The sequence below is a fragment of the Roseibium sp. genome (genome assembly GCF_965233565.1).
Lineage (GTDB): Bacteria > Pseudomonadota > Alphaproteobacteria > Rhizobiales > Stappiaceae > Roseibium.
Genome location: NZ_OZ247494.1, coordinates 3,188,556 through 3,210,577, shown reverse-complemented (window position 1 = coordinate 3,210,577; position 22,022 = coordinate 3,188,556). Strand labels below are relative to the sequence as shown.

General features: G+C 59.0%; 24 protein-coding genes. 11 read left to right on the top strand and 13 right to left on the bottom strand.

Features of this window, described 5'->3' with window-relative positions; translation table 11 throughout:
- Nucleotides 1–95 precede the first annotated feature (95 nt).
- From ACO6TG_RS14830 to rimM, 5 genes are all read left to right on the top strand, one after another.
- Complete coding sequence (locus ACO6TG_RS14830) at nucleotides 96–710, top strand: exopolysaccharide biosynthesis protein (RefSeq protein ID WP_422373912.1); 615 nt, start codon at nucleotides 96–98, stop codon at nucleotides 708–710.
- Between the two features lie 569 nt (nucleotides 711–1,279).
- Nucleotides 1,280–2,821 (top strand): signal recognition particle protein, encoded by a 1,542-nt coding sequence (gene ffh / locus ACO6TG_RS14825; RefSeq protein WP_422373911.1) that lies wholly within the window; start codon nucleotides 1,280–1,282, stop codon nucleotides 2,819–2,821.
- Nucleotides 2,818–3,141 (top strand): chorismate mutase, encoded by a 324-nt coding sequence (locus tag ACO6TG_RS14820; protein ID WP_094073057.1) that lies wholly within the window; start codon nucleotides 2,818–2,820, stop codon nucleotides 3,139–3,141. Before ffh ends, ACO6TG_RS14820 begins: the two co-directional genes overlap by 4 nt.
- Before the next feature lie 18 nt (nucleotides 3,142–3,159).
- Nucleotides 3,160–3,558 (top strand): 30S ribosomal protein S16, encoded by a 399-nt coding sequence (gene rpsP, locus ACO6TG_RS14815; RefSeq protein WP_422373910.1) that lies wholly within the window; start codon nucleotides 3,160–3,162, stop codon nucleotides 3,556–3,558.
- Between the two features lie 47 nt (nucleotides 3,559–3,605).
- Nucleotides 3,606–4,157 (top strand): ribosome maturation factor RimM, encoded by a 552-nt coding sequence (gene rimM / locus ACO6TG_RS14810; RefSeq protein WP_422373909.1) that lies wholly within the window; start codon nucleotides 3,606–3,608, stop codon nucleotides 4,155–4,157.
- On the opposite strand, the gene ACO6TG_RS14805 is transcribed toward rimM, so the two are convergent.
- On the bottom strand, nucleotides 4,106–4,630 hold the full coding sequence (locus tag ACO6TG_RS14805; protein WP_422373908.1) for an antibiotic resistance protein VanZ: 525 nt from the start codon (nucleotides 4,628–4,630) through the stop codon (nucleotides 4,106–4,108). The genes rimM and ACO6TG_RS14805 overlap by 52 nt on opposite strands.
- 179 nt (nucleotides 4,631–4,809) lie before the next feature.
- Between ACO6TG_RS14805 and trmD the strand changes: the two genes are divergently transcribed.
- The 6 genes from trmD (at nucleotide 4,810) to ACO6TG_RS14775 (ending at nucleotide 12,674) form a co-directional block, all read left to right on the top strand.
- The gene (trmD, locus tag ACO6TG_RS14800; RefSeq protein ID WP_422373907.1) at nucleotides 4,810–5,520 is read left to right on the top strand and encodes a tRNA (guanosine(37)-N1)-methyltransferase TrmD; all 711 of its coding nucleotides are present in this window, start codon (nucleotides 4,810–4,812) and stop codon (nucleotides 5,518–5,520) included.
- A gap of 393 nt (nucleotides 5,521–5,913) precedes the next feature.
- A complete protein-coding gene (gene rplS / locus ACO6TG_RS14795; protein ID WP_422373906.1) occupies nucleotides 5,914–6,384 on the top strand; it encodes a 50S ribosomal protein L19 in 471 nt (156 codons plus the stop codon).
- An 808-nt stretch (nucleotides 6,385–7,192) separates the two neighbouring features.
- Entirely contained in the window at nucleotides 7,193–8,605 is a 1,413-nt protein-coding gene (gene leuC / locus ACO6TG_RS14790) for a 3-isopropylmalate dehydratase large subunit (protein WP_422378884.1), read from the top strand.
- A gap of 288 nt (nucleotides 8,606–8,893) precedes the next feature.
- Complete coding sequence (locus ACO6TG_RS14785; RefSeq protein WP_094073051.1) at nucleotides 8,894–9,451, top strand: HNH endonuclease; 558 nt, start codon at nucleotides 8,894–8,896, stop codon at nucleotides 9,449–9,451.
- A 307-nt stretch (nucleotides 9,452–9,758) separates the two neighbouring features.
- Entirely contained in the window at nucleotides 9,759–11,072 is a 1,314-nt protein-coding gene (locus ACO6TG_RS14780; RefSeq protein ID WP_422373905.1) for a pilus assembly protein TadG-related protein, read from the top strand.
- Nucleotides 11,073–11,279: 207 nt separating this feature from the next.
- Complete coding sequence (locus ACO6TG_RS14775; protein WP_422373904.1) at nucleotides 11,280–12,674, top strand: TadE/TadG family type IV pilus assembly protein; 1,395 nt, start codon at nucleotides 11,280–11,282, stop codon at nucleotides 12,672–12,674.
- 51 nt (nucleotides 12,675–12,725) lie between these two features.
- Here ACO6TG_RS14775 and acs read toward each other — a convergent pair whose 3' ends face one another.
- From acs to ACO6TG_RS14715, 12 genes are all read right to left on the bottom strand, one after another.
- Nucleotides 12,726–14,663, bottom strand: a complete 1,938-nt coding sequence (gene acs, locus ACO6TG_RS14770; protein ID WP_422373903.1) for an acetate--CoA ligase — start codon at nucleotides 14,661–14,663, stop codon at nucleotides 12,726–12,728.
- Nucleotides 14,664–14,839: 176 nt separating this feature from the next.
- Nucleotides 14,840–15,238, bottom strand: coding sequence for a DUF1761 domain-containing protein (locus ACO6TG_RS14765; RefSeq protein ID WP_422373902.1), 399 nt, complete (start codon nucleotides 15,236–15,238; stop codon nucleotides 14,840–14,842).
- A 139-nt stretch (nucleotides 15,239–15,377) separates the two neighbouring features.
- The gene (locus tag ACO6TG_RS14760) at nucleotides 15,378–15,872 is read right to left on the bottom strand and encodes a barstar family protein (protein ID WP_422373901.1); all 495 of its coding nucleotides are present in this window, start codon (nucleotides 15,870–15,872) and stop codon (nucleotides 15,378–15,380) included.
- Between the two features lie 53 nt (nucleotides 15,873–15,925).
- A complete protein-coding gene (locus ACO6TG_RS14755) occupies nucleotides 15,926–16,630 on the bottom strand; it encodes a hypothetical protein (RefSeq protein WP_422373900.1) in 705 nt (234 codons plus the stop codon).
- Nucleotides 16,631–16,649: 19 nt separating this feature from the next.
- Nucleotides 16,650–17,267, bottom strand: a complete 618-nt coding sequence (gene ureG, locus ACO6TG_RS14750) for an urease accessory protein UreG (protein WP_422373899.1) — start codon at nucleotides 17,265–17,267, stop codon at nucleotides 16,650–16,652.
- Nucleotides 17,264–18,043 (bottom strand): urease accessory protein UreF, encoded by a 780-nt coding sequence (locus ACO6TG_RS14745; protein ID WP_422373898.1) that lies wholly within the window; start codon nucleotides 18,041–18,043, stop codon nucleotides 17,264–17,266. The genes ureG and ACO6TG_RS14745 overlap by 4 nt, the downstream gene beginning before the upstream one ends.
- Complete coding sequence (locus ACO6TG_RS14740) at nucleotides 17,970–18,482, bottom strand: urease accessory protein UreE (protein ID WP_422373897.1); 513 nt, start codon at nucleotides 18,480–18,482, stop codon at nucleotides 17,970–17,972. Before ACO6TG_RS14740 ends, ACO6TG_RS14745 begins: the two co-directional genes overlap by 74 nt.
- Nucleotides 18,479–19,084 carry a glutathione S-transferase family protein gene (locus ACO6TG_RS14735; protein WP_422373896.1) on the bottom strand — a complete coding sequence of 202 codons (606 nt, stop codon included), beginning with the start codon at nucleotides 19,082–19,084 and terminating at the stop codon, nucleotides 18,479–18,481. Before ACO6TG_RS14735 ends, ACO6TG_RS14740 begins: the two co-directional genes overlap by 4 nt.
- 33 nt (nucleotides 19,085–19,117) lie before the next feature.
- The gene (gene ureC / locus ACO6TG_RS14730) at nucleotides 19,118–20,830 is read right to left on the bottom strand and encodes an urease subunit alpha (RefSeq protein ID WP_422373895.1); all 1,713 of its coding nucleotides are present in this window, start codon (nucleotides 20,828–20,830) and stop codon (nucleotides 19,118–19,120) included.
- Between the two features lie 34 nt (nucleotides 20,831–20,864).
- Nucleotides 20,865–21,293: a lysozyme inhibitor LprI family protein gene (locus ACO6TG_RS14725; RefSeq protein ID WP_422373894.1), complete on the bottom strand. Its 429-nt coding sequence runs from the start codon at nucleotides 21,291–21,293 to the stop codon at nucleotides 20,865–20,867.
- On the bottom strand, nucleotides 21,290–21,697 hold the full coding sequence (locus ACO6TG_RS14720; protein WP_422373893.1) for a lysozyme inhibitor LprI family protein: 408 nt from the start codon (nucleotides 21,695–21,697) through the stop codon (nucleotides 21,290–21,292). The genes ACO6TG_RS14725 and ACO6TG_RS14720 overlap by 4 nt, the downstream gene beginning before the upstream one ends.
- Before the next feature lie 16 nt (nucleotides 21,698–21,713).
- On the bottom strand, nucleotides 21,714–22,019 hold the full coding sequence (locus tag ACO6TG_RS14715) for an urease subunit beta (RefSeq protein ID WP_422373892.1): 306 nt from the start codon (nucleotides 22,017–22,019) through the stop codon (nucleotides 21,714–21,716).
- Between the last annotated feature and the right edge of the window lie 3 nt (nucleotides 22,020–22,022).

Here is a 22,022-nt window from a genome sequence, read left to right as displayed (position 1 = left end):
GGTGATATGCTTCGCATCGCGAAATTTGGCGTTGGCTTTCTTCCAGTCGGAATGATAGACCCTGCGCGACTTTGAAGCTGAAACGGAAGACTTGAATGCAGGGCGAGAGACGCCGAAGACCTTCGCTGTCGCTGCCGATCCTGCGGACATCGCGCGACCAGCATCGGGACGGCACACTAACGCTCGGCAACCTGTTGTCCGCGCTGGGCGAGACGTCGTTTGGCTGGGCAATTGTCCTGTTTTCCCTGCTGACGCTGCTGCCTTTGCCGCCGGGTTCCTCGCTTATCACCGGATTGCCGGTTCTGGTCACCACGTTCCAGATGGTGCTCGGTTTTCCGCACGTGAAACTGCCTGGCCCGCTGGCGCGGTTGTCGCTCAATCACACGAAGCTACGGCGTACTTTGGCGCGCATGCGCCCCGTCACGCGCCGGCTGGAACGTATGCTGGAGCAGCGCTATGAATGGCTTTTTGCCGCAAGGAACGAACGCCCGCTCGGACTTGCACTCTTCGTGATCGCCTTCACGCTGTTTCTGCCCGTGCCGCTAAGCGGCTGGTTCCCGGCAACGGCACTCTTCATTGCCGGCGTCGGTATTGTTGAACGCGACGGTCTGGTGGTCATTCTTGGCCTTTTGATGGGTCTGTTCGCGGTGCTGCTCACCGCGGCCATCCTGACTTCGATCGCAATCAGCACAAACGCCATGATGGCCTGAGCATAAAGGCTGGAAAGATGCTTATTAGAGCGCTGAAGGCATGCTCGAAATAACACTGTCATCCTGGCCGAAGCCCAGCGGAGAGCCGCTACTCAGAACGCTGGGAAATGGCAGTCTCGTTTGGTTCGCGTCGTCGAAAGCGCACAACGGGTGAAAGCTCTCGGGCCTATTCCGTTCTTCGTCATTGCAGGGCTCGACCCTGCAATCCATGCTGCGTATTGCCCGCAAGCCCTGGCAAAGGCATGGATCCCATGGTCAAGCCATGGGATGACGAAAAAGGGAAAGTTGTTTCAAAGATCCGCGCTTCGCTATTCGGCGGGTATTGCTTTCCTTGACTCCATCGCGTCTTTCAGGCATATCCCCGCGAACTCCATATGAGTGACTGACAATCTGATCCGCCGACCGGGACCCGCAAAGGTATAAAGAGCGCCCGGAGGTCACCACCCGACAGCGCGATGCGCCCTCGGGTGCCAAACTGCTTTGGGCCTTGGCCTTTCGGTTGGATTTGAGCGGAGGCTGCCCATATGGTTCGGGAGTTTTCCCGAAACGTGACTGTTCAAGGACGCCTGATGTTTGAAAGCCTGTCAGATCGACTAAGCGGTATTTTCGACAAGCTCACCGGCCGTGGTGCGCTGTCGGAGAACGACGTCAACGAAGCGCTGCGCGAAATCCGCCGCGCGCTGATCGAAGCCGACGTTGCCCTGCCGATCGTAAGGTCCTTTACCGACAAGGTCCGCAACCGCGCCGTTGGCGCGGAAGTCGTCAAGTCGGTGACGCCGGGCCAGATGGTCGTCAAGATCGTCCATGACCAGCTCGTGGAAATGCTGGGCGAGGAAGCTCAGCCGATCGATCTGAACGCTCCGGCACCGGTGGCGATCATGATGGTCGGTCTGCAGGGTTCCGGTAAAACGACCACCACCGCCAAGATCGCCCGCCGCATGACCCAGCGCGACAAGCGCAAGGTGCTGATGGCCTCGCTCGATACCCGCCGTCCGGCGGCGCAGGAGCAGCTGAAGGTCCTGGGCGAACAGAACGACGTTGACACGCTGCCGATCGTTGAAGGCCAGGGGCCCGTCGAGATTGCCAAGCGGGCGATGTCTGCTGCCAAGCTCGGCGGCTATGACGTGGTCATGCTGGACACCGCCGGCCGGATCCATATCGATGAGCCGCTGATGGTGGAAATGGCGGAAGTCAAATCCGCTGCTCAGCCCCATGAAATCCTGCTGGTGGCCGACAGTCTGACCGGTCAGGACGCGGTCAATCTGGCCAAGAGTTTTGACGAACGCGTCGGTATCACCGGTATTGCCCTGACCCGTATGGACGGTGACGGCCGCGGTGGTGCGGCGCTTTCCATGCAGGCGGTGACCGGCAAGCCGGTCAAGCTGATCGGTACCGGTGAAAAATCCGACGCGCTGGAAGATTTCCATCCGAAACGGATCGCCGACCGGATCCTCGGCATGGGCGACATCGTTTCGCTGGTTGAGAAAGCCGCCGAGGCGATCGACGCCGAACAGGCCGCCAAGATGGCCAAGAAGATGCAGAAGGGTCACTTCGACCTGGATGATCTGGCCGAGCAGCTGAAGCAGATGGAAAAGCTGGGCGGAATGTCCGGCATGATGGGCATGTTGCCGGGTGTCGGAAAGATGAAGAAGCAGATCGAGGCTGCCAACATCGACGACAAGATGTTCAAGCGCCAGGTCGCCATAATCCAGTCGATGACGCCGACCGAGCGCAAGAAGCCCGATCTGCTGAAAGCCAGCCGCAAGAAGCGGATCGCGGCCGGGTCCGGTGTGCAGGTGGCTGACGTCAACAAGCTTTTGAAGATGCACCGCCAGATGGCGGACATGATGAAAAAGATGGGCAAGGGCAAAGGCATGCTCGGCAAGCTGATGGGCGGCATGGGCGGCGGTATGCCGGATGTCGATCCGAAGCAGCTTGAGGAAATGGCCAAGTCCGGCCAGCTGCCGGGTGGCATGGAGCTGCCGAAAGGTCTGCCCGGAGGTCTTGGCGGCGGCGGATTGCCTCCAGGCATGGGAATGCCGGGTCTTCCGGGCCTTGGCGGACCGAAACTTCCCGGCCTGCCGGGCATGGGCAAGGGCAAAAAACGATGAGCGAAGCGGAAACCCGGCTGGGTGAGAGCGAGGCGCTCAACGAGTTGAAGGCCCTGCGCTCCTCGATCGACAACATCGATGCGGCGCTCGTCCACATGCTCGCCGAACGGTTCAAGTGCACCCAGAAAGTGGGTGTCCTGAAAGCCACCAACGACCTGCCGCCGGCCGATCCGGCGCGGGAAAAGATTCAGATCGAACGGCTGCGTCAGCTCGCAAGCGACGCTCATCTCGATCCTGACTTTGCCGAGAAATTCCTGAACTTCATCGTTCGGGAAGTCATCCGGCACCACGAAGCCATTGCCGCTGAAGCCGGCAACTGAAGAAACTGGAGAAAGAAAATGGCTACGAAAATTCGCCTGGCACGCGGCGGTTCCAAGAAACGCCCGTATTACCGCATCGTTGTTGCTGACATCCGCTCCCCGCGCGATGGCCGTTTCATCGAGAAGGTCGGTTCCTACGACCCGATGCTGCCGAAAGAATCCGAAGAGCGCGTGAAGCTGAATGTCGAGCGCATTCAGTACTGGCTCGAGACCGGCGCCAAGCCGACCGACCGCGTACTCCGTTTCCTGGACGCTGCAGGCCTGATGAAGCGTGAAGCCCGCAACAACCCGAAAAAGGCAGAGCCGGGCGCAAAAGCCAAGGAACGCCTGGAAGCCAAGCGTCTGGCTGAAGAAGAAGCAGCTGCCGCTGCCGCTGAAGCTTCCGAAGCACCGGCTGAAGAAGCCGCTGCTGAATAAGCAGATGATGTTGGACGCACCGGTACTAGCTGCGGAGATCTTGTGACATGTCGACAGACGATCAGAAGGTGCTCCTGGCCAAGATCGGTGCGGCCCACGGCATTCGCGGGGAAGTGCGGGTCAAACCATTTGGTGACGATCCGCTCTCCTTTGCCGATTACGGTATCCTGACCACGAAGGACGGCAAACGCTCGTTCGAGGTGGAAAAGGCGCGGGTGCAAAAGACGGTTGTCGTGACCAGGTTCAAGGGTGTCACCGACCGCAACCAGGCCGAAGAGCTGAACGGTGTTGAACTCTATGTCAGCCGTGAGCAGCTGCCCGAGCCTGAAGAAGACGAATTCTACTATTCCGACCTGACCGGCCTCAGCGTGATTGACCAGAGCGATGAAACGCTCGGCAGGATCGTGGCCGTACAGGATTTTGGAGCCGGCGACCTTCTGGAGATCCGGCCGACACGTGGCCGCACGTTCTACATCCCGTTCACGAAGGATTTTGTGCCGGAGATCAGCCTCGATGGAGGCCTGGTTCGCGTCGACCTGCCGGAGGATTACTTCTCCGACGGAGACCCGGAGCCGTCGGAAACCTCGCCCGACAGATAACGGGTGCGCACCGGTTCCAGCCCCATCTGGCCCAGATTGAGATCCTCTGTTTCCTCAACATCCTGCACCGCCTGACGTGCTTCGGAGCGGATCAGGGCGATCAGGGCAACGATGAGCGCGACGCCGATACCGTTGGCAACCGCGTCCGGCAAGGACATTTCGTGATGTGGCAGAAAGCCCTGCATCACCTCGCCGCCGAGCCCCATGCCGAAGGCCACGACCGCGGAGATGCGCAGACGGCAGCAGAAAAGCGCGTGGATCGACAGCGTCAGCAGTGCGAAGAAACCGATATGAATGACCTTGTCATAGGGATGGCCGACGCCGGTGTTGAAGACCAGCCCGACAAGTATGCCGAAGGTCATCAGGATCACGAGCGGCAGCACGCGGCTCAATGAAATGTCGAGATAATGCCGGTCGACATAGGTCTGGATGAAGCCGGGTAGTTTCAAACGAAAGACTGGAAATCGGGGCACGAGGAAAGATCCGGTTGAGACGCTCTTGCCACACTATGTGTGGGGCCTTAATCAGAGCTTTCCCTTTGAAGCGTATCTTGCGAAATTCGCCGGAATTCGTCGAACTGGGTAAACGAAGCTTTAACCAAGCGGCCGTTTCGGGACAAAAATCAGTCTCTTAGGGAGTTTTCAGCAGGGTCATGGCTTTCAAGGCGACCATATTGACGCTTTACCCGGACATGTTTCCGGGGCCTCTCGGTCACAGCCTGTCCGGCCGGGCGCTGGACAAGGGCCTGTGGCAGCTGGAGACCAGCCAGATCCGCGATTTTGCAACGGATAAGCACCGTTCTGTCGACGACACGCCGGCCGGCGGCGGTGCGGGCATGGTGCTTCGTGCGGATATCCTGGGCAAGGCGATCGATGCGGCAGCGCCGGAAGACGACCCGCGCCCACGGCTTCTGATGAGCCCGCGGGGACGGCCCTTCACGCAAAAACGCGCGCATGACCTGGCGGACGGCCCTGGTGCGGTGATCGTTTGCGGCCGCTTTGAAGGTATCGACCAACGCGTGATCGACGCGCGGAAGCTGGAAGAAGTTTCCATTGGCGATTACATCCTCTCCGGCGGCGAAATCGGTGCCATCACGATGCTGGATGCCATCGTCCGGCTGATCCCCGGTGTGATGGGCAACATGGAAAGCGCCGATACCGAAAGCTTCGAGACCGGGCTTCTGGAGCACCCCCATTACACGCGGCCTGCCGAGTTTGAGGGAATGACCATCCCCGAGGTGCTGACCTCCGGCAATCACAAAAAGATCCACGAATGGCGCATGTCGGAGGCCGAAAAGCTGACCCGCGAGCGCCGCCCGGATCTCTGGCGGGCCTATATGGCCGACGAGGATGATGTGGATTGACCACCGACACACCCAGATTTGTCTTCCCGGACGAAGCGAAGCGTAGATCCGGGATCCAGTAGTCCCGGTGCTGGAGGAAATTGCCGCATGGGTTTACTGGATCCCGGTCTTGGCGTTGCCAAACCGGGATGACAAAGAAATCAATGGTCTGCGCAGCCTTCTCGCAGAATCCGCATGACATTCCGCCGAAAATCCTGTATACGCGCGCCGAAGCTGGATGAAGCTGCGTCTTCCTCTTGGAAGAACGGCTTCCGGGTACACGGTCCAACGTCAGGAAAGTGTCAAGGAAATCCGGTGGATACTGCAAGCATGGCCCAAAGTCGGTGAACCCGTTTCCGGCCTTAAAACCGGACAACGCTCTGACCGCTTTGTAATTGAAAAGGGAAATATGCCATGGATATCATCAAGCAGCTCAATGCTGAGGAAATGGCGAAAATCGAAGAGCAGCGCAAGCTGCCGGAATTTTCTCCGGGTGACACCGTTCGCGTCAACGTGAAGGTCACTGAAGGCAATCGCACCCGTACCCAGGCTTACGAAGGTGTCTGCATCGCCCGTTCCGGCGGCGGCATCAACGAAAGCTTCACGGTGCGCAAGATTTCTTACGGCGAAGGCGTTGAGCGTGTCTTCCCGATTTACTCCCCGATGCTGGAAGGTGTAGAGGTTGTCCGCCGCGGTAAAGTCCGCCGTGCGAAACTCTACTACCTGCGCGACCGTCGCGGTAAGTCCGCCCGTATCACCGAGAACACCAACGTCCGCTCCAAGCGTCTCAACGAAGAGCAGCGCGCGGAAGCTGCCGCTGCCAAGGCCGCCAAGGCCGAAGCCAAGAAGGCAGAAGCGGAAGCAGCCGAGACCGCAGCTGAATAAGCCGTTCCGGTTCTTGCGATTTTCGAAAAGGCGGTCTTCGGGCCGCCTTTTTTGTTTGGGGTACCTTTTTGCCAAACTCTTGAATTGACGAAGACTTTATTCATGAAAAGGAAGCGCAACCGGAGTCACCCCGGACAAGCGTAGCGCTGAGCCGGGGCCTACTCGCTGTGCCAGTTGCGGATGCGGTTGCCGATTTTGCCGAAGAAATGCAGCAAGATGTTCAGTTCCCTGGATATGATTGGGTCCCGGGTCGCGCTTCGCTTGCCCGGGATGACAAGGAGAGGGCTAGAGCACTTCCCGGTTAGATTGGCTCACTCTGTTTGAGGTCTGGCGAGACGATCTGCGCGAAGGGGCGTGAAGTCCATAGCGGGGCTATGGGCAAGCGTCTCGACAAAGCAGGTGTCCGCCAGACACAAACCCGGAGGGCCGGGCTGGTTTGCCCCAATGCCTGCGGATTTTGCCTCGACCGTGCGGCCAGCACGCTCTTCGTCAAACTCCTTGACCTTGAACCAAACCAGCCTCGGCAGAGTGAGCCAATCTAACCGGGAAGTGCTCTAGAACCGTGCTGGCGGAGAGTTTGCTCACGTCTTAAGGCCGGCTTCCGGCCCCTTTCCCCTCCACCGGTCAATCGCAGTTGAATTCAGCTCAACTCGGCAATGCTTGACCTTGAGGCCTTGCTGCGTCATTCACTAGCGTCACAATTACTAGGCACTCTTTGACGGCGCGCATGCGCATCAAAAGAACAGTCCGGACGTCGGCGCAGGACGCGATCAGCGCGGCGGGAACCGGTTCGAACGAGGAGAGACCCATGGCCAAGGCGCGCACGCTTTACGACAAGATCTGGGACGACCACGCGGTCGACATGCAGCCGGACGGCACCGGCCTGCTCTATATCGACAGACACCTGGTGCACGAGGTCACCAGCCCGCAGGCGTTTGAAGGTCTGCGCATGCATGGCCGCAAGGTGCGCCAGCCGCAGAAAACCCTGGCTGTTGTCGATCACAACGTTCCGACCACCGACCGCCGTCATGGCATCGACGATCCGGAGTCGGCGCTGCAGGTGGAAACGCTGGCCAAAAACGCCACCGAGTTCGGCATTGAGTATTATTCCGAGCTCGATATGCGCCAGGGCGTTGTTCATATCGTCGGTCCGGAGCAGGGCTTTACCCTGCCCGGCATGACCATCGTCTGCGGCGACAGCCACACGTCGACCCATGGCGCCTTCGGCTCGCTGGCGCACGGCATCGGCACGTCCGAAGTCGAACACGTGCTGGCCACGCAGACCCTGATCCAGAAAAAAGCCAAGAACATGCTGGTGAAGGTCGAGGGCAAGATCCCGGCCGGCGTCACCGCTAAGGACATCGTTCTGGCGATTATCGGCAAGATCGGCACGGCCGGTGGTACGGGCTACGTGATCGAATATGCCGGCGAAGCGATCCGTTCCTTGTCCATGGAAGGCCGCATGACGGTCTGCAACATGTCGATCGAGGCAGGAGCACGTGCCGGCCTGATCGCGCCGGACCAGGCCACATTTGACTATATCGAAGGCCGCCCGAAGGCACCAAAAGGCGAAGCCTGGGATATGGCTCTTGCCTACTGGAAGACGCTGCACACCGATGCGGACGCCTATTTCGACAAGGTGATCGAACTCGACGCCGCCAACCTGCCACCGATCGTGTCCTGGGGCTCCTCCCCTGAGGACGTCGTTTCCGTTGAAGGCGTTGTGCCGAACCCGGACGAGATCGATGATGAGAACCGCCGCGATTCCAAGAAGCGCGCTCTGGAATATATGGGCCTGGAGCCGGGCACCAAAATCACCGACATCAAGATCGACCGGGCGTTCATCGGGTCCTGCACCAATGGCCGCATCGAGGACCTGCGCGCCGCGGCAGCGGTAATCGGCAATCACAAGGTGGCCTCTCATGTGAGCGCCATGGTGGTGCCGGGCTCCGGTCTGGTGAAGGAGCAGGCCGAGGAAGAAGGCCTGGACCTGATCTTCAAGGAAGCCGGTTTTGAATGGCGCGAGCCGGGTTGCTCCATGTGTCTTGCCATGAATGCCGACAAGCTGGCTCCGGGTGAGCGCTGTGCCTCGACCTCGAACCGCAATTTCGAGGGCCGTCAGGGCCACAAGGGCCGCACCCATCTGGTCTCGCCGGCCATGGCGGCGGCGGCGGCCATTGCCGGTCATTTTGTCGACATCCGGGACTGGACGGCAAATTGATTCGATTGACGAATTAGTGTTCAGAGGGCGCTTTCGGGCGCCCTTTTTCGTGAAAATCGTAAAACTGTCACAATACCGCAGGGGAGTTTGTTTTTGCGCAAATGATTCATGGATTTAGGAAAATTCCTTTGCCAGAAAACGCCTGTCAACAACTGTGCGCAGAAATGAATTTACCGGGCTTCACAAGACTGTCACCTCGGCACTACAATACTCCCGTCTAAAAAGGACCAGTTCCGCTGTCCGATTGACCGGACACCGGACGATCTGAACAGGCGTGAGGAGCGGAAGGTGACGATAGCGGTTTCGCCCGGGGCCCATCCGGCATTGGTGCTCAATGCGGATTACAGGCCCTTGAGCTACTACCCTTTGTCCTTGTGGAGTTGGCAGGACACCATCAAGGCCGTGTTTCTGGACCGGGTGAACATCGTTGCGGAATATGACGCGGCGGTCCGAAGTCCGAGCTTCGAATTCCGATTGCCGAGCGTTGTTTCGCTCAAGACCTTTGTCAAACCCAGCCGTTACCCTGCCTTTACCCGCTTCAACGTATTTCTCCGCGACCGATTTCAGTGTCAATATTGCGGCTCCAAGGACGAGCTGACCTTCGATCACCTCATTCCCCGCTCCAAAGGTGGCCTCACCACCTGGGACAATGTCATCACCGCCTGTTCTCCCTGCAACCTGCGCAAGTCCAACAAGTCTTGCGAACAGTTGAACATGTGGCCGATGCACATGCCCTTCCAGCCGACCATCCAGGATCTGCACAACAACGGGCGGGGTTTTCCGCCCAACTATCTGCATGAAAGCTGGATGGATTTCCTGTACTGGGATACCGAACTGGAGCCCTGATTCAGGGTGTGTTTTTCCGGCGTTTTACGCGGCGGCCCCCGACCCTTCCGCGGAATGGGAAGGCCTTCGCGGTCTGGTCGCATGCATCATGCGTAAAATTTACAGTAAAAATCTTCACGTATCGCAACAATTTGCTAACCAATACCCCAAGGTTCATTTAATAAATTAGGTACCTTTCTGTAGTAACTGTCTGAAAAACGTTGAGGCAGTTATGCGCAATCTTAAGTATATTTGGCGAAAGAGACACCAATTCAGAGTAGATGAATCGGCGTCAATTTTACCTATATTCGGCGTGATGGTTATCATCATGGTTGTGATCGCCGGCGCAGCATTCGATGTTTCGCGCACGGTCAATGCGCGCGAAAAACTCTCCTATGCCATTGATGCAGCTGCTCTTTCTGTCGCCGCCGACCTGTCGACCAGCGTCATGACGAATGACGAAATCACTGAGGCGATTGCCGATTCCTTCCGGGCGAACCTCGAAGGGGCCGAGTTCCTCGACGAGGCCATCGAGAACCTTGATTTTGAGGTGGACAGCGACAACGGCACCATCCGGGTGTCCTCTTCGGCGATGCTTGACACCTATTTCATCGATATCGGCGGCTATGGGAAATCCACTCTTGGTCCGGACATGCTGGCTTTCGGTACAAGCGCCCAGGTCACCTACTCCCGCTTCGACGTGGAGTTGGCACTTGTTGTCGATGTGACCGGTTCAATGCGCAATGACATGGACACGCTGCGCGAAGCGTCCGACGGGCTGGTGGATATCCTGATCCCGGAGGGAACGTCCGAGAACGACAGCAAGGTGCGGATTTCTCTGGTGCCCTACAGCCAGGGGGTCAATCTCGGGTCCTACGCTGACACCGTCAAGGGGGATGCATATGGATATTCCGATGGCAGCGACTGTGTCACTGAACGGCAGGACTACAACGACGGATCAGATACCTATGAGGTGAAATACACCGACGACGCCTACGACTATTACGACGAGACAAATCCGCCACCCAAGGCAACCTTCTATGGCGGCGGCAGCACCAACTGCTCATCTGATTCCGAAATGATCCCGTTGACGTCTGACAGAGATACGCTTGTTACTGCGATTGCCGCCCTTGATGACAATGGGGGCACGGCGGGCCAGACCGGGGTGGTCTGGGGCTGGAATGCCTTGTCACCGAATTACGCAAGCGTCTGGCCTTCTGACAGCGAGCCGGAATCCTACGACAATGATGATGTGCTCAAATTCGCGATCATCATGACAGATGGCGACAACAACCGGTATTACGAGTTCATCGAGACAGAAACGGTCTGCACGCGCTGGCGCCGCGGCCGCTGCAGACGTTACGCGGAAGTTGAGGTGAACGAATGGGACGAAGAAGGTGAAAGCGAAAGCTACACCAACACCTCGTCAACCGACCAGCGCGCCCTTTGCGAAGCCATGAAGGACGCCGGCATCGAGATCTTCGGTGTCTATTTTGGTACGAGCAACAGTTCCGCCGGGTCACGCAACATGCAGTCCTGTGCAAGCGATGGAAACTACTATCAGGCAACCAGCGCGTCCGAACTGATCGCGGCATTCGCCAACATTGCGAAGAAGATCCAGCAGATCTACGTCTCCCAATAACAGCCCAGACAACGCGATTTCTGAGTGCCCAGCCCTGTTGGGGCCGGGCGCTTGGGCCTGCTGTGACATTGGCTCTACGTGAAGCGGAACTCCAGTCCGAGCATCCATCGGCGCCTGTAGCGGTAAAGCTGAAGAGAATTGCAGTTACAACCTTAAGCAATTAGGTACTTTTATCCATTAGATACGTCCTCTCCAGACGAGGTTCGTATGCGTAAATCCCAGTGTCATTTTTCCACTTCACTTTTGAAACGGCTCTGCCGTGACAAACAGGGCTCCATCCTGCCGATTTTCGGGGTCATGGTGATCATGATGGTCGTCATTGCCGGTGCGGCGTTTGATGTGTCGCGAACGGTCAATGCCCGGGAGAAACTGTCTTATGCGCTGGATGCCGCAGCGCTGGCCCTGGCAGCGGAACTTTCGACAACCTTCATGAGCAACGCCGAAATCGAAGAAGCTCTTGCGGATTCCTTTCGTGCCAACCTGAGCAACACCGAGTTTGTTGATGCGGCGATCGAAAATCTTGAATTTACCGTCGACAGCGACAGTGGTCTCGTGACCGTTTCCTCCTCTGCGACCCTCAACAACTATTTCCTCGATTTCGGCGGATACATGATGGAGCATATCGGGCCGGAAACCTTTACATTCGGGACCAGTGCACAAGTCACTTATTCTCGGTTCGATGTGGAAATGGCCATGGTTGTCGACGTCACAGGGTCGATGTCCAGCAATATGGGGACCCTGCGCGATGCGGCGGAATCCGTCGTAAACATCCTGATCCCTTCTGGAACCGATGCCGACGAGAGCAAGGTCAAGATTTCCCTGGTGCCCTATTCGCAGGGCGTCAATCTGGGCAGCTACGCGGCGACAGTCACCAACGGTGATGCCACGTCAAACAATTGTGTCAACGAACGGCAGGGTGACGAAAGACTTACCGACGCGGTTTACAATTATGACGGGTCGAGCTCGGAATTTTTCCATGGCAGACCGGATTACTTTGTCTGGGATTATGGCAGCAGCGAAAGCTGGCGGTCCGGATCCGACGCTTGCCCCGACAACGAAATCGTGCCTCTAACTGCGGACCGGGAGACTCTGGTGGACGCCATTGAGGATCTCGTTGATGGTGGAGGCACCGGCGGACAGGTCGGAATTGCCTGGGGCTGGTACACGCTTTCGCCAAACTGGACGTCGCTTTGGCCGGCCGACAGCGATCCGGAGGCCTATACGAATGACGATGTCCTGAAATTTGCGCTGATCATGACCGATGGGGCGTTCAATGCCGAATACGGCATGGAAGAATACACGACCTGCGGTCGCAGAAGCTGCACGACCGACGACTATTGGGTCGAACGTTACCAGCGTTATCCGAGTATAAGCGATCCGTCGCCGACGCGTGCCATGGCGCTCTGTGATGCGATGAAGGCAGAAGATATTGAAATCTATGCGGTCTATTTCGATACGGGCGGCTCCGGTTTCGGCGATGCGCTCATGGAGGATTGCGCGACCGATGACGACAACTATTACGAGGCCGACTCCAGAGAAGAACTGATTGCGGCTTTCAGCAACATTGCGAAGAAGATCCAGTCGATCTATCTGTCGAAATGACAAAAGGCCCGCCGATTTGGCGGGCCTTTCAGTTTCCTTCGCACCAGTTGGTCAGGCGCGATTTTGCCGATTGTCGATCAGGTCGTCGACGACTGCCGGATCGGCCAGTGTTGAGGTGTCACCGAGATTATCGAAGCTGTCCTCGGCGATCTTGCGCAGAATGCGGCGCATGATCTTGCCCGAGCGGGTCTTGGGCAGTCCCGGTGAAAACTGAATGAGGTCAGGAGATGCGATCGGGCCGATTTCGGCGCGAACGTGTTTCACCAGCTCCTTCTTCAGCTCGTCGGTCGGTTCTTCGCCTTCCATCAGGGTGACATAGGCATAGATGCCCTGCCCCTTGATGTCGTGCGGATAGCCGACAACGGCCGCCTCGGATACCTGCGGATGGGCCACCAGTGCGCTTTCCACTTCCGCCGTCCCCATGCGGTGACCGGAAACGTTGATGACGTCATCGACACGGCCGGTGATCCAGTAATAGCCGTCCTCGTCGCGGCGGCAGCCGTCACCGGTAAAGTAGAGACCCTTGTAGGTGGCAAAATAGGTCTGCACGAAACGGTCATGGTCACCATAGACCGTGCGCATCTGACCCGGCCAGCTGTCCTTGATGACCAGGTTGCCCTCGGTTGCCCCTTCCAGGAACTTGCCTTCCGCATCCACCACAGCTGGCTGGACTCCAAAGAAGGGCCGTGTCGCGGAGCCCGGCTTCAGCTCCGTCGCGCCCGGCAGTGGCGTGATCAGGATGCCGCCGGTCTCTGTCTGCCACCAGGTGTCGACAATCGGGCAGCGCTGATCGCCAACCACGTTGTAGTACCAGGTCCAGGCTTCCGGGTTGATCGGCTCACCGACCGAGCCCAGCAGGCGGAGGGATTTGCGGGAGGTCTTGGTGACATGCTCGTCGCCGGCGCCCATCAGGGCGCGGATGGCGGTCGGAGCGGTGTAGAAGATGTTGACATTGTGCTTGTCGCAGACTTCCCAGAAGCGGCCGGGCCCCGGATAGGTCGGCACACCTTCGAACATCAGCGTGGTCGCACCGTTGGCGAGCGGACCATAGACGATGTAGCTGTGACCGGTGACCCAGCCCACATCGGCCGTACACCAGTAGATGTCGCCGTCATGATAGTCGAAGACATACTGATGGGTCATGGAAGCATAAACGAGGTAACCGCCGGTCGTGTGCAGCACACCCTTCGGCTGACCTGTCGAGCCGGACGTGTAGAGAATGAACAGCGGATCTTCCGCGTTCATTTCCACCGGCTCACAATGGTCGGACACGCGTTCGGCTTCATCGTGATACCAGACGTCTCGGCCGTCCTGCATGCTGATGTCGCCGCCGGTGCGCTTGACCACGATGACGGATTTGACCGGCGCTTTTTCGCAGGCCTTGTCGACATTGGCCTTCAGCGGCACCTTGCGGCCACCGCGCAGACCTTCGTCGGCAGTAACGATACACTCGGATTTGCAGCCCTCAATGCGCTGCGCCAGGCTGTCCGGAGAGAAGCCGCCAAAGACGATCGAGTGAATGGCGCCGATGCGGGCACAGGCCAGCATTGCGTAGGCTGCCTCCGGGATCATCGGCAGGTAGAGCGTGACACGGTCCCCCTTCTTCACGCCCTGGGCATGCAGCACGTTGGCGAACCTGTTTACTTCCGCATGCAGTTCCTTGTAGGTGATGACCTTGGATTCGCTCGGGTCGTCTCCCTCCCAGATGATCGCCGGCTGGTCGCCGCGTTTTTCCAGGTGCCGGTCAACGCAGTTGGCCGAGACGTTCAGCGTGCCGTCCTCGAACCATTTGATCGAGACGTTGTGGTAGTCGTAGGAGGTGTTCTTCACCTTGGTGTAAGGCTTGATCCAGTCGACGCGCTTGCCGTGCTCACCCCAGAAGCCATCCGGGTCCTCCACGGAGCGCTGATACATTTCCAGATATTTGGCATTGTCGACATGCGCCCGCGCGGCAACTTCCGCGGGAACGGGAAAAACGGACTCTGTCATATGAAACCTCCCAGAAACAACAATGGGACCAGCGGCAGATAGGGATTGTGCCGCGGCCTGTTTGCCGGGGGCCATTATGCTTACGGGCCCCCTTAGCGTCCAGAACCGAACGTTAGTGCTTTAGTCGCCGATTCCTTGGTCTAATGCGTTCAAATACGTAGGGAATTACGTTTGCGTCAGCTAAGCCAGCCGATCACGATGCCCTGTACCACAAAGACGCCCAGCCAATGACCGCCATCGATGAACGTCAGCGACCAGGGTTTGCCCTGAAACCGGTGATTGATGATCTGCGTGGTCATGACAACGCCGATCCAGATCATCAGGGCCGAGATGATGCCGGCGCGGATATTGGTCTCGCTGGTGTGGTAGATGATGCCGGCAAAGACGAAAGCCATGACGAGCTGACAGAAAAAGGCAAGGCCGAGCGTCACCGGGTCGGGCCGTGTCTGTGCTTCTGTCAGGCTGGCTGCGCGCATCCAGGCCTTGCCGAGAAGACCGTACCAGACGGACCCGAAGACGAAGGAAGCAATGGCGGCCGCCGCCACCGCAACCAGGTTCACACCGTCAAACATCATGGCTCATCCCTCCGCATTTTTAAGGGGGTAAGGTGAGTGGATTTGAGGCAAAGATCAAGGCGGAACTGTCTACCAAATGAGTTGTGCGACTAGGCGGACATTGCGTTTTTCAAAGCGTTTGCTTTCTTGAAGAGCGAACTCAAGCAAACGCGATTTGCGGCAATGGCAATTTGCCTGAGGTTTCAAAGATCACTCTGAAATAGACCGGACCGCGATCCCACCATTCTCCGTCCTGAATCAATTGAGACGAATAACGAGCGGAGTCTTCAAAGACAGAAATCAACTGGGAGAACCGATATTTTCGATCACGTCTCAAAACCTGATCGGCGTTTCGAAACACCAATATCAGTCCATCCGGAGATCCGTCGATTGCATCCCGCAGGCAATCGAGAAAGGCGTCGAGCCCAAAATCGTATCCTCTGGCACTGGTGTTCTGGAAATCAAGTTTCGAGCCGATTGTTTCGACCAGCCCCGGCCAGTCGGTTAGCTTGGATGAATCCAGAAAGATTACCCTTGCGGTCCGGCTTTCCCGGGTTGCAGCAAAATGGATCGGTAGACTTGCTGTGGAAGCAATTTTGAAGAGGGCTTGCCTGCAATTCCCTGATAGGGCTGCACCTACGTTGATCGTTTTCATACAGGTGACGCTCAGCCAAATTTCGCAACGGGTTCATTGTTTGCCAAGCGGCGTCAGGCCTTCAGCCAGACGGCAAGCTGACCGCAATCCTCGAACCCGAGCTGGTGATAGACCGGCAGGAGTTCGTCGTCGGTTTCATAGGTGCAGACCGGCATCTGGGCAAAGGGTTCCAGCAGGTCGTGCATGGCGCTGTAGCGCCAGCTTCGACGACAGAACAGGTTGGACAGGCCGACAACTTCCTTGCCATCCAGCTTCGGTCCGCGGTTGAAGACCGCCCCGGCCCGGATGGTTTCGTCCTTGGCGACACTGGCAAAATCAATGGCACCGAGGTCGAGCAGCTTCGGTGAGAACACGCTGTGCAGGCTCTCGTTGGAGTTCCATCCGGCCAGCCATTTTTTCAGGGCCTCGGGATGCTTGGCCTTGTGCCAGTCGGATTGAAGCGGCGGTTTTTTGGAGGACTGCGGAGGCCGGAACAGCCAGGTGCCGGAAAACAGCTTCTTGAAGCCCATGGGGCCAAGGTCGAGATTGCCGTAGCTGTCCTTGACGGCCGTTTCCTTCGGCAGGGAGGCGAGCGCTGCGTTGAGATCGGCCCCGGGCTTTCCGGAGTAGGTGACGATGTTCGGATAAAGCGGCAGGGATTTCTCCCGTGCGATCCAGAAGCCGCTCAGAAATTCGGTTTTGGCCCCCGCGGCTTTCAGAACCGCATCACACCAAAGCGCGTTGTTATGCGCGCAGGCGTCCTGTTTACCAGCAATCATTGAAGCAACTACTTGAGATCTATCCGTTCAGCCCACCCTTTTGGACGATGAACTCTACCACGGATTCGATGCCCTCGCCCGCTTTCATGTTGGCAAAGACAAATGGTCTTTGCTTGCGCATCTTCGTGGCGTCCCGATCCATGACCTCAAGATCGGCGCCGACATGCGGGGCCAAGTCCGTCTTGTTGATGATCAGAAGGTCGGACCGGGTGATGCCCGGGCCACCCTTGCGCGGGATTTCCTCGCCCGCGGCAACATCAATCAGATAAAGTGTCAGGTCGGCCAGTTCCGGCGAAAAGGTTGCCGCCAGGTTGTCGCCACCGGATTCGATCAGGATCAGGTCCAGGTCCGGGATCGATCTGGTGAGGTCTGCCACCGCGGCCAGATTGATGGAGGCATCCTCGCGGATGGCGGTGTGCGGGCAGCCGCCGGTTTCAACGCCCCGAATGCGGTCGCTGGTCAGTGCCTGGGAGCGCATCAGAGCTTCCGCGTCCTCGCTCGTGTAGATGTCATTGGTGATCACCGCGAGCGAAAAGCTGTCCCGCATGGCCTTGCACAGGCGATCGGTCAGCGTGGTTTTGCCGGCGCCGACCGGGCCACCGATACCGACGCGCAAGGGGCCGTTTTTGGATGTCATGAACGAAACAACCTCGAATACTGGGTTTCATGGGCCATGGAGGCGATATCGGCCAGGAAGGTCGAACTGCCGAGATCGTTGAGGCTTGCAGCCCTGGCCTCTTCGACAACCTCGAAAATCACGGGCTCCAGCTTTGCAAGGATGGACTGACCTTCATTCTGGCCGAGCGGCACGGTGCGAATGGCAGCGGAGACCAGATTGGCCGTGAAGGCCTGTAGATAGGCGGTCAGTGCGGCGGCTTCGGGGACAGCATGTGCCGCGCAGGCAAGCCCGACAGCGACCGGATACGGCCAATCCTGATCATCGCCTTGAAACATCGAGCGGCACAGGCCGGCCGCCGGCGTGTCGCCCTTTGGCAGCCAGCTGGTTTGAATGGTTGCGACAAAGGCGGTGCCTTGCGCGCTTGTTTCCAGGTGCCGTTCCTTCGAGGGCTGCAGGGCGAGCCCCAGGTCGCGCAAATCCTGCAAGGCGGCTGCGTTGCCGAGATGCGCCGCATGGAGGGTGTCCTTCAGGAGGATCGCATCGCCGCGCGCGCCGCCATGGCGCAAGAGGTCCTCCAGCCAGGATGTCAGTCCGGCGGTATCGGCAACGCTGCCGTCCTCAACCATCTGCTCCAGGCCATGGCTATAGGTGAAGGCGCCGACGGGAAAACCCGGCGACAGGAACGTCATCAGCCGATAAAGCGCCGAGAGGGAAGCCTGGTCAGTCATGGCTGTGGGAATGCCCGTGGGAATGATCATGAGCATGGCCATGCTCATGGGAGTGGTCGTGGCCATGTGTCTGACCGTGTCCATAGGCGCCGCCTTCCGGATCGAAGGGAGCGGTCAGGGGTGTCAGCGTGCCGCCAAGCTTCCTGACCATGTCCTCGATCACGTGATCCCGGCGGATCCGGAGTGTGTCGCCCATCAGCTGGGTCGGCAGATGCCGGTTGCCCAGGTGCCAGGCGATCCGGACCAGATGGGCTCCGTCCCGCGCCCCGATCTCCACCAGGTCTTCCGGTTCGGCAAGCACTTCAACGATGCGGCCATCTTCCAGTTCCAGGCCGTCACCATGGTGCAAATGCACGGCGGACGGCTCGTCCAGCAGAAAGGTCAGGCCACCTTCGCCTGTCAGAACCGCCCGGCGGCGATGGCGATCTTCCCGGTCAAGAGTGATCCGGTCGGCAGCCGCCGCCTGCCAGGTTCCGGCTCTCAATATGGTTTCAACCCGGATCATGCACCCTCGTTCACTCTGGCCATCATGGCCTTGAAAGCGGGCCGGTTCCGCAAACGTTTGAAATAGTCGTAGACGGGGCCCTCCTTGGGCAGGTCGAACTTGGCGGCAACCGCCCAACCGGAGCAGTGACCGATGATGATATCGGCAATCGTGAAAGCCTCACCCATGACATAGGGCCCGTCGCCGAGCCGTGCTTCCAGGGTTTCAAGCCCGCGGGCGAATTCGTAGCGGCAGACGTCCTTGACCGCCGGCGCACGCTGGTCTTCCGGGTTGATGAAGGTGTTCTTGGCAGCCGTCCAGAGGGCCCCTTCCAGAACATCGACACCGAACTGGGTGAAACTGTCCTGTTTCGCCCGGTCCAGCGTGCCGGCCGGAAAGGTGAAACGTCCGTGTTTGTCTGCAAGATAGGTGCAGATGGCGACGGATTCTGTGATCGCCGTGTCACCCTCCAACAGGATCGGCACCTTGCCGCTCGGGTTGAGGGCCCGCGCGGCGTCCGACTGCGGCAAGGCCGGGTCGACGTCATAGGTTTCGCCCAGCTCTTCCAGCAGCCACATCACGCGCATCGCGCGGGTGCGCGGAAAGCCGATGATCTTGTACATGTCCTGAACTCCCTGTTTGTCTTTGCGCGGAGCCTAGAACAGGAAGTAGCGCTGCGCCATCGGCAGCACTTCCGCCGGTTCGCAGGTCAGGAGTTCGCCATTGGCGCGGACTTCGTAGGTTTCCGGGTGGACCTCGATCTCCGGCGTGGCGTCGTTCAGGACCATCGATTTCTTGGAGATGCCGCCGCGTGTGTTTTTCACCGGCAGCACCAGGCTGGCAAGCCCGGCCTTGTCCTTGACCCCGGTGTCATAGGCGGCCTGGGAGACAAAGGTGACCCGGCTTTCGGTCATGGCCTTGCCGAAAGCGCCGAACATCGGCCGGTAATGGACCGGCTGCGGCGTCGGGATCGAGGCATTGGGATCGCCCATGGGAGCGGCGGCAATCGTGCCGAGTTTCAGGACCATGTCGGGTTTGACGCCGAAAAATTTCGGATCCCAGAGCACCAGGTCGGCCAGCTTACCCATTTCGACCGAGCCGATATGTTCATCCAGCCCATGGGCAATCGCCGGATTGATGGTGAACTTGGCCATGTAGCGCCTGACGCGCAGATTGTCGTTCTCGCCGGTTTCTTCCGGCAGCCGCCCGCGCTGAACCTTCATCTTGTGGGCGGTCTGCAAGGTGCGGATGACCACTTCGCCGACCCGGCCCATGGCCTGGCTGTCCGAGGCGATGATCGAGAACGCGCCCATGTCATGCAGAATGTCTTCTGCTGCGATGGTTTCCTTGCGGATCCGGCTTTCTGCGAAGGCCACGTCTTCCGGGATCGAATTGTCCAGATGGTGGCAGACCATGAGCATGTCGAGATGCTCTTCCAGCGTGTTGACCGTGTAGGGCCGGGTCGGGTTGGTCGAGGACGGCAGCACGTTCAGTTCGCCGCAGACCTTGATGATGTCGGGGGCGTGGCCGCCGCCGGCGCCTTCCGTGTGGAAGGCGTGGATGGTGCGGTTCTTGAAAGCTGCCGTGGTGTTCTCGACAAAGCCGCTTTCATTGAGCGTGTCGGTATGGATCATCACCTGGACGTCATATTCGTCGGCAACCGCCAGGCAGGTATCGATGGCCGCGGGCGTCGTTCCCCAGTCCTCATGCAGTTTCAGGGCGGAAGCGCCTGCGAGGATCTGCTCTTCCAGTGCTGCCGGCAGGGACGCGTTGCCCTTGCCGGCAAAGGCAAGGTTCATCGGGAAACTGTCGGCTGATTGCAGCATGCGCGTGATGTGCCAGGGGCCTGGTGTGCAGGTCGTGGCGTTGGTGCCCGTCGCCGGACCGGTACCGCCGCCAAGCATGGTGGTGACACCCGACATCAGCGCGTCGTCGATCTGCTGGGGACAGATGAAATGGATATGAACGTCGAGCGCGCCGGCGGTGAGGATCTTGCCCTCGCCCGCGATTGCTTCCGTGCCCGGCCCGACAACGATGTCGACATTCGGCTGCACGTCCGGATTGCCGGCCTTGCCGATCCCGGCGATGCGGCCGTCTTTCAGGCCGACATCGGCCTTGACGATGCCCCAGTGGTCGACGATCAGCGCGTTGGTGATCACCGTGTCGACGGCGCCGGCCGAGCGCGGTGCCTGGGACTGGCCCATGCCGTCGCGGATGACCTTGCCGCCGCCGAATTTTACCTCTTCGCCATAGGTGGTGAAATCCCGTTCGACCTCGATGATCAGGTCGGTGTCGGCAAGGCGCAGGCGGTCACCTGTTGTGGGGCCAAACATGTCCGCATATGCGGCGCGGGGCATCTTGTAAGCCATTGTGTCTCCAATCGGCGATCAGAAATCTGTCTTGTTAATCTGCGTAATCTTCCAGCGTGGCGGTCAGGTCTTCCGTGCGTTTCATCGTCAGGACGATCTTGCAATTTCGGTAAAGATCCTGCCCGCGGGTGCCGCCCATGAACGGAAAGGCATAGGCCTTGCAGTCCTTGTCGGCATAATCCGTCCAGGCGGCCTGCGCCTCTTCCAGTGCCTTCGGGCTTCCCTTGAGATGTTCCGGCAGGGCGTTGTCCAGTTCGACGACGCGTGCGTGCAGTTTGACGTAAGCGGCTGCCATGCGTGCCTCGGCCTCTTTCAGGGCCTTTTCGGCACAATAGGTGCGCTCGTTGTTGTTGAGCGGATAACCGCAGTCGATATTTTCCTGGGCGGACGACTTTGCCGCCAGGACGAGCACGCCACTGGTTGCGCAAAGCGCAGCAAATGCCAGGGTCCGGAAACAGGTCAATTGCCCAGGCCCTCCACAAGCTCCTGAAGTTCCTTCACCCGCTGATTGGTGAGGTCGGTCAGGCAGTTGGAATAGAGCATCGGCTCCATCGAGCCGCCCTTGGCAAGAAAGCCGTATGCCTCACACGCCTTGTCGCGATAGGGGATCCAGGCGCGCTGGGCTTCGCGCAGCGTGTCGGCGGCGCCTTTCAGGTCGTCCGGTAGGTAACTGTCGGTGTCGCGCATTTTCGCCATGGCCTTCTTGTAGACCGCGTTCAGCTCCGCATCGGCCGCCTGAAAATCCATGTTGGCGCACTGGTTCATCTCCAGTTGCGTCATGGCGTTGTTGCAGTCGGGCCCGTCCTGCGCCTGCGCGCCGGAGAAAGCCAGGACCGCCAGTATCAAACCGGGTAACAGTCGGTACATCTTAGAAGCTGCCTTTTCAGAGCTTGCCCATGACTTTCTGGTTGAAGCCGAAAACCGTTTCGTCGCCGCGGTAAGGCACCAGGGTGACAGTGCGGCTCTGGCCCGGCTCGAAGCGCACAGCGGTGCCGGAGGGTATGTCGAGGCGCATGCCGCGGGCATTGTCCCGGTCAAAGGAAAGGCCTTCGTTGGTTTCATAGAAGTGGTAATGACTGCCGACCTGGATCGGGCGGTCGCCGGTATTGGCGACATCCAGCGTGACCGTTTCCAGTCCGGCGTTCAGTTCAATCTCGCCGTCGGCGGGAAACAATTCTCCGGGGATCATGGG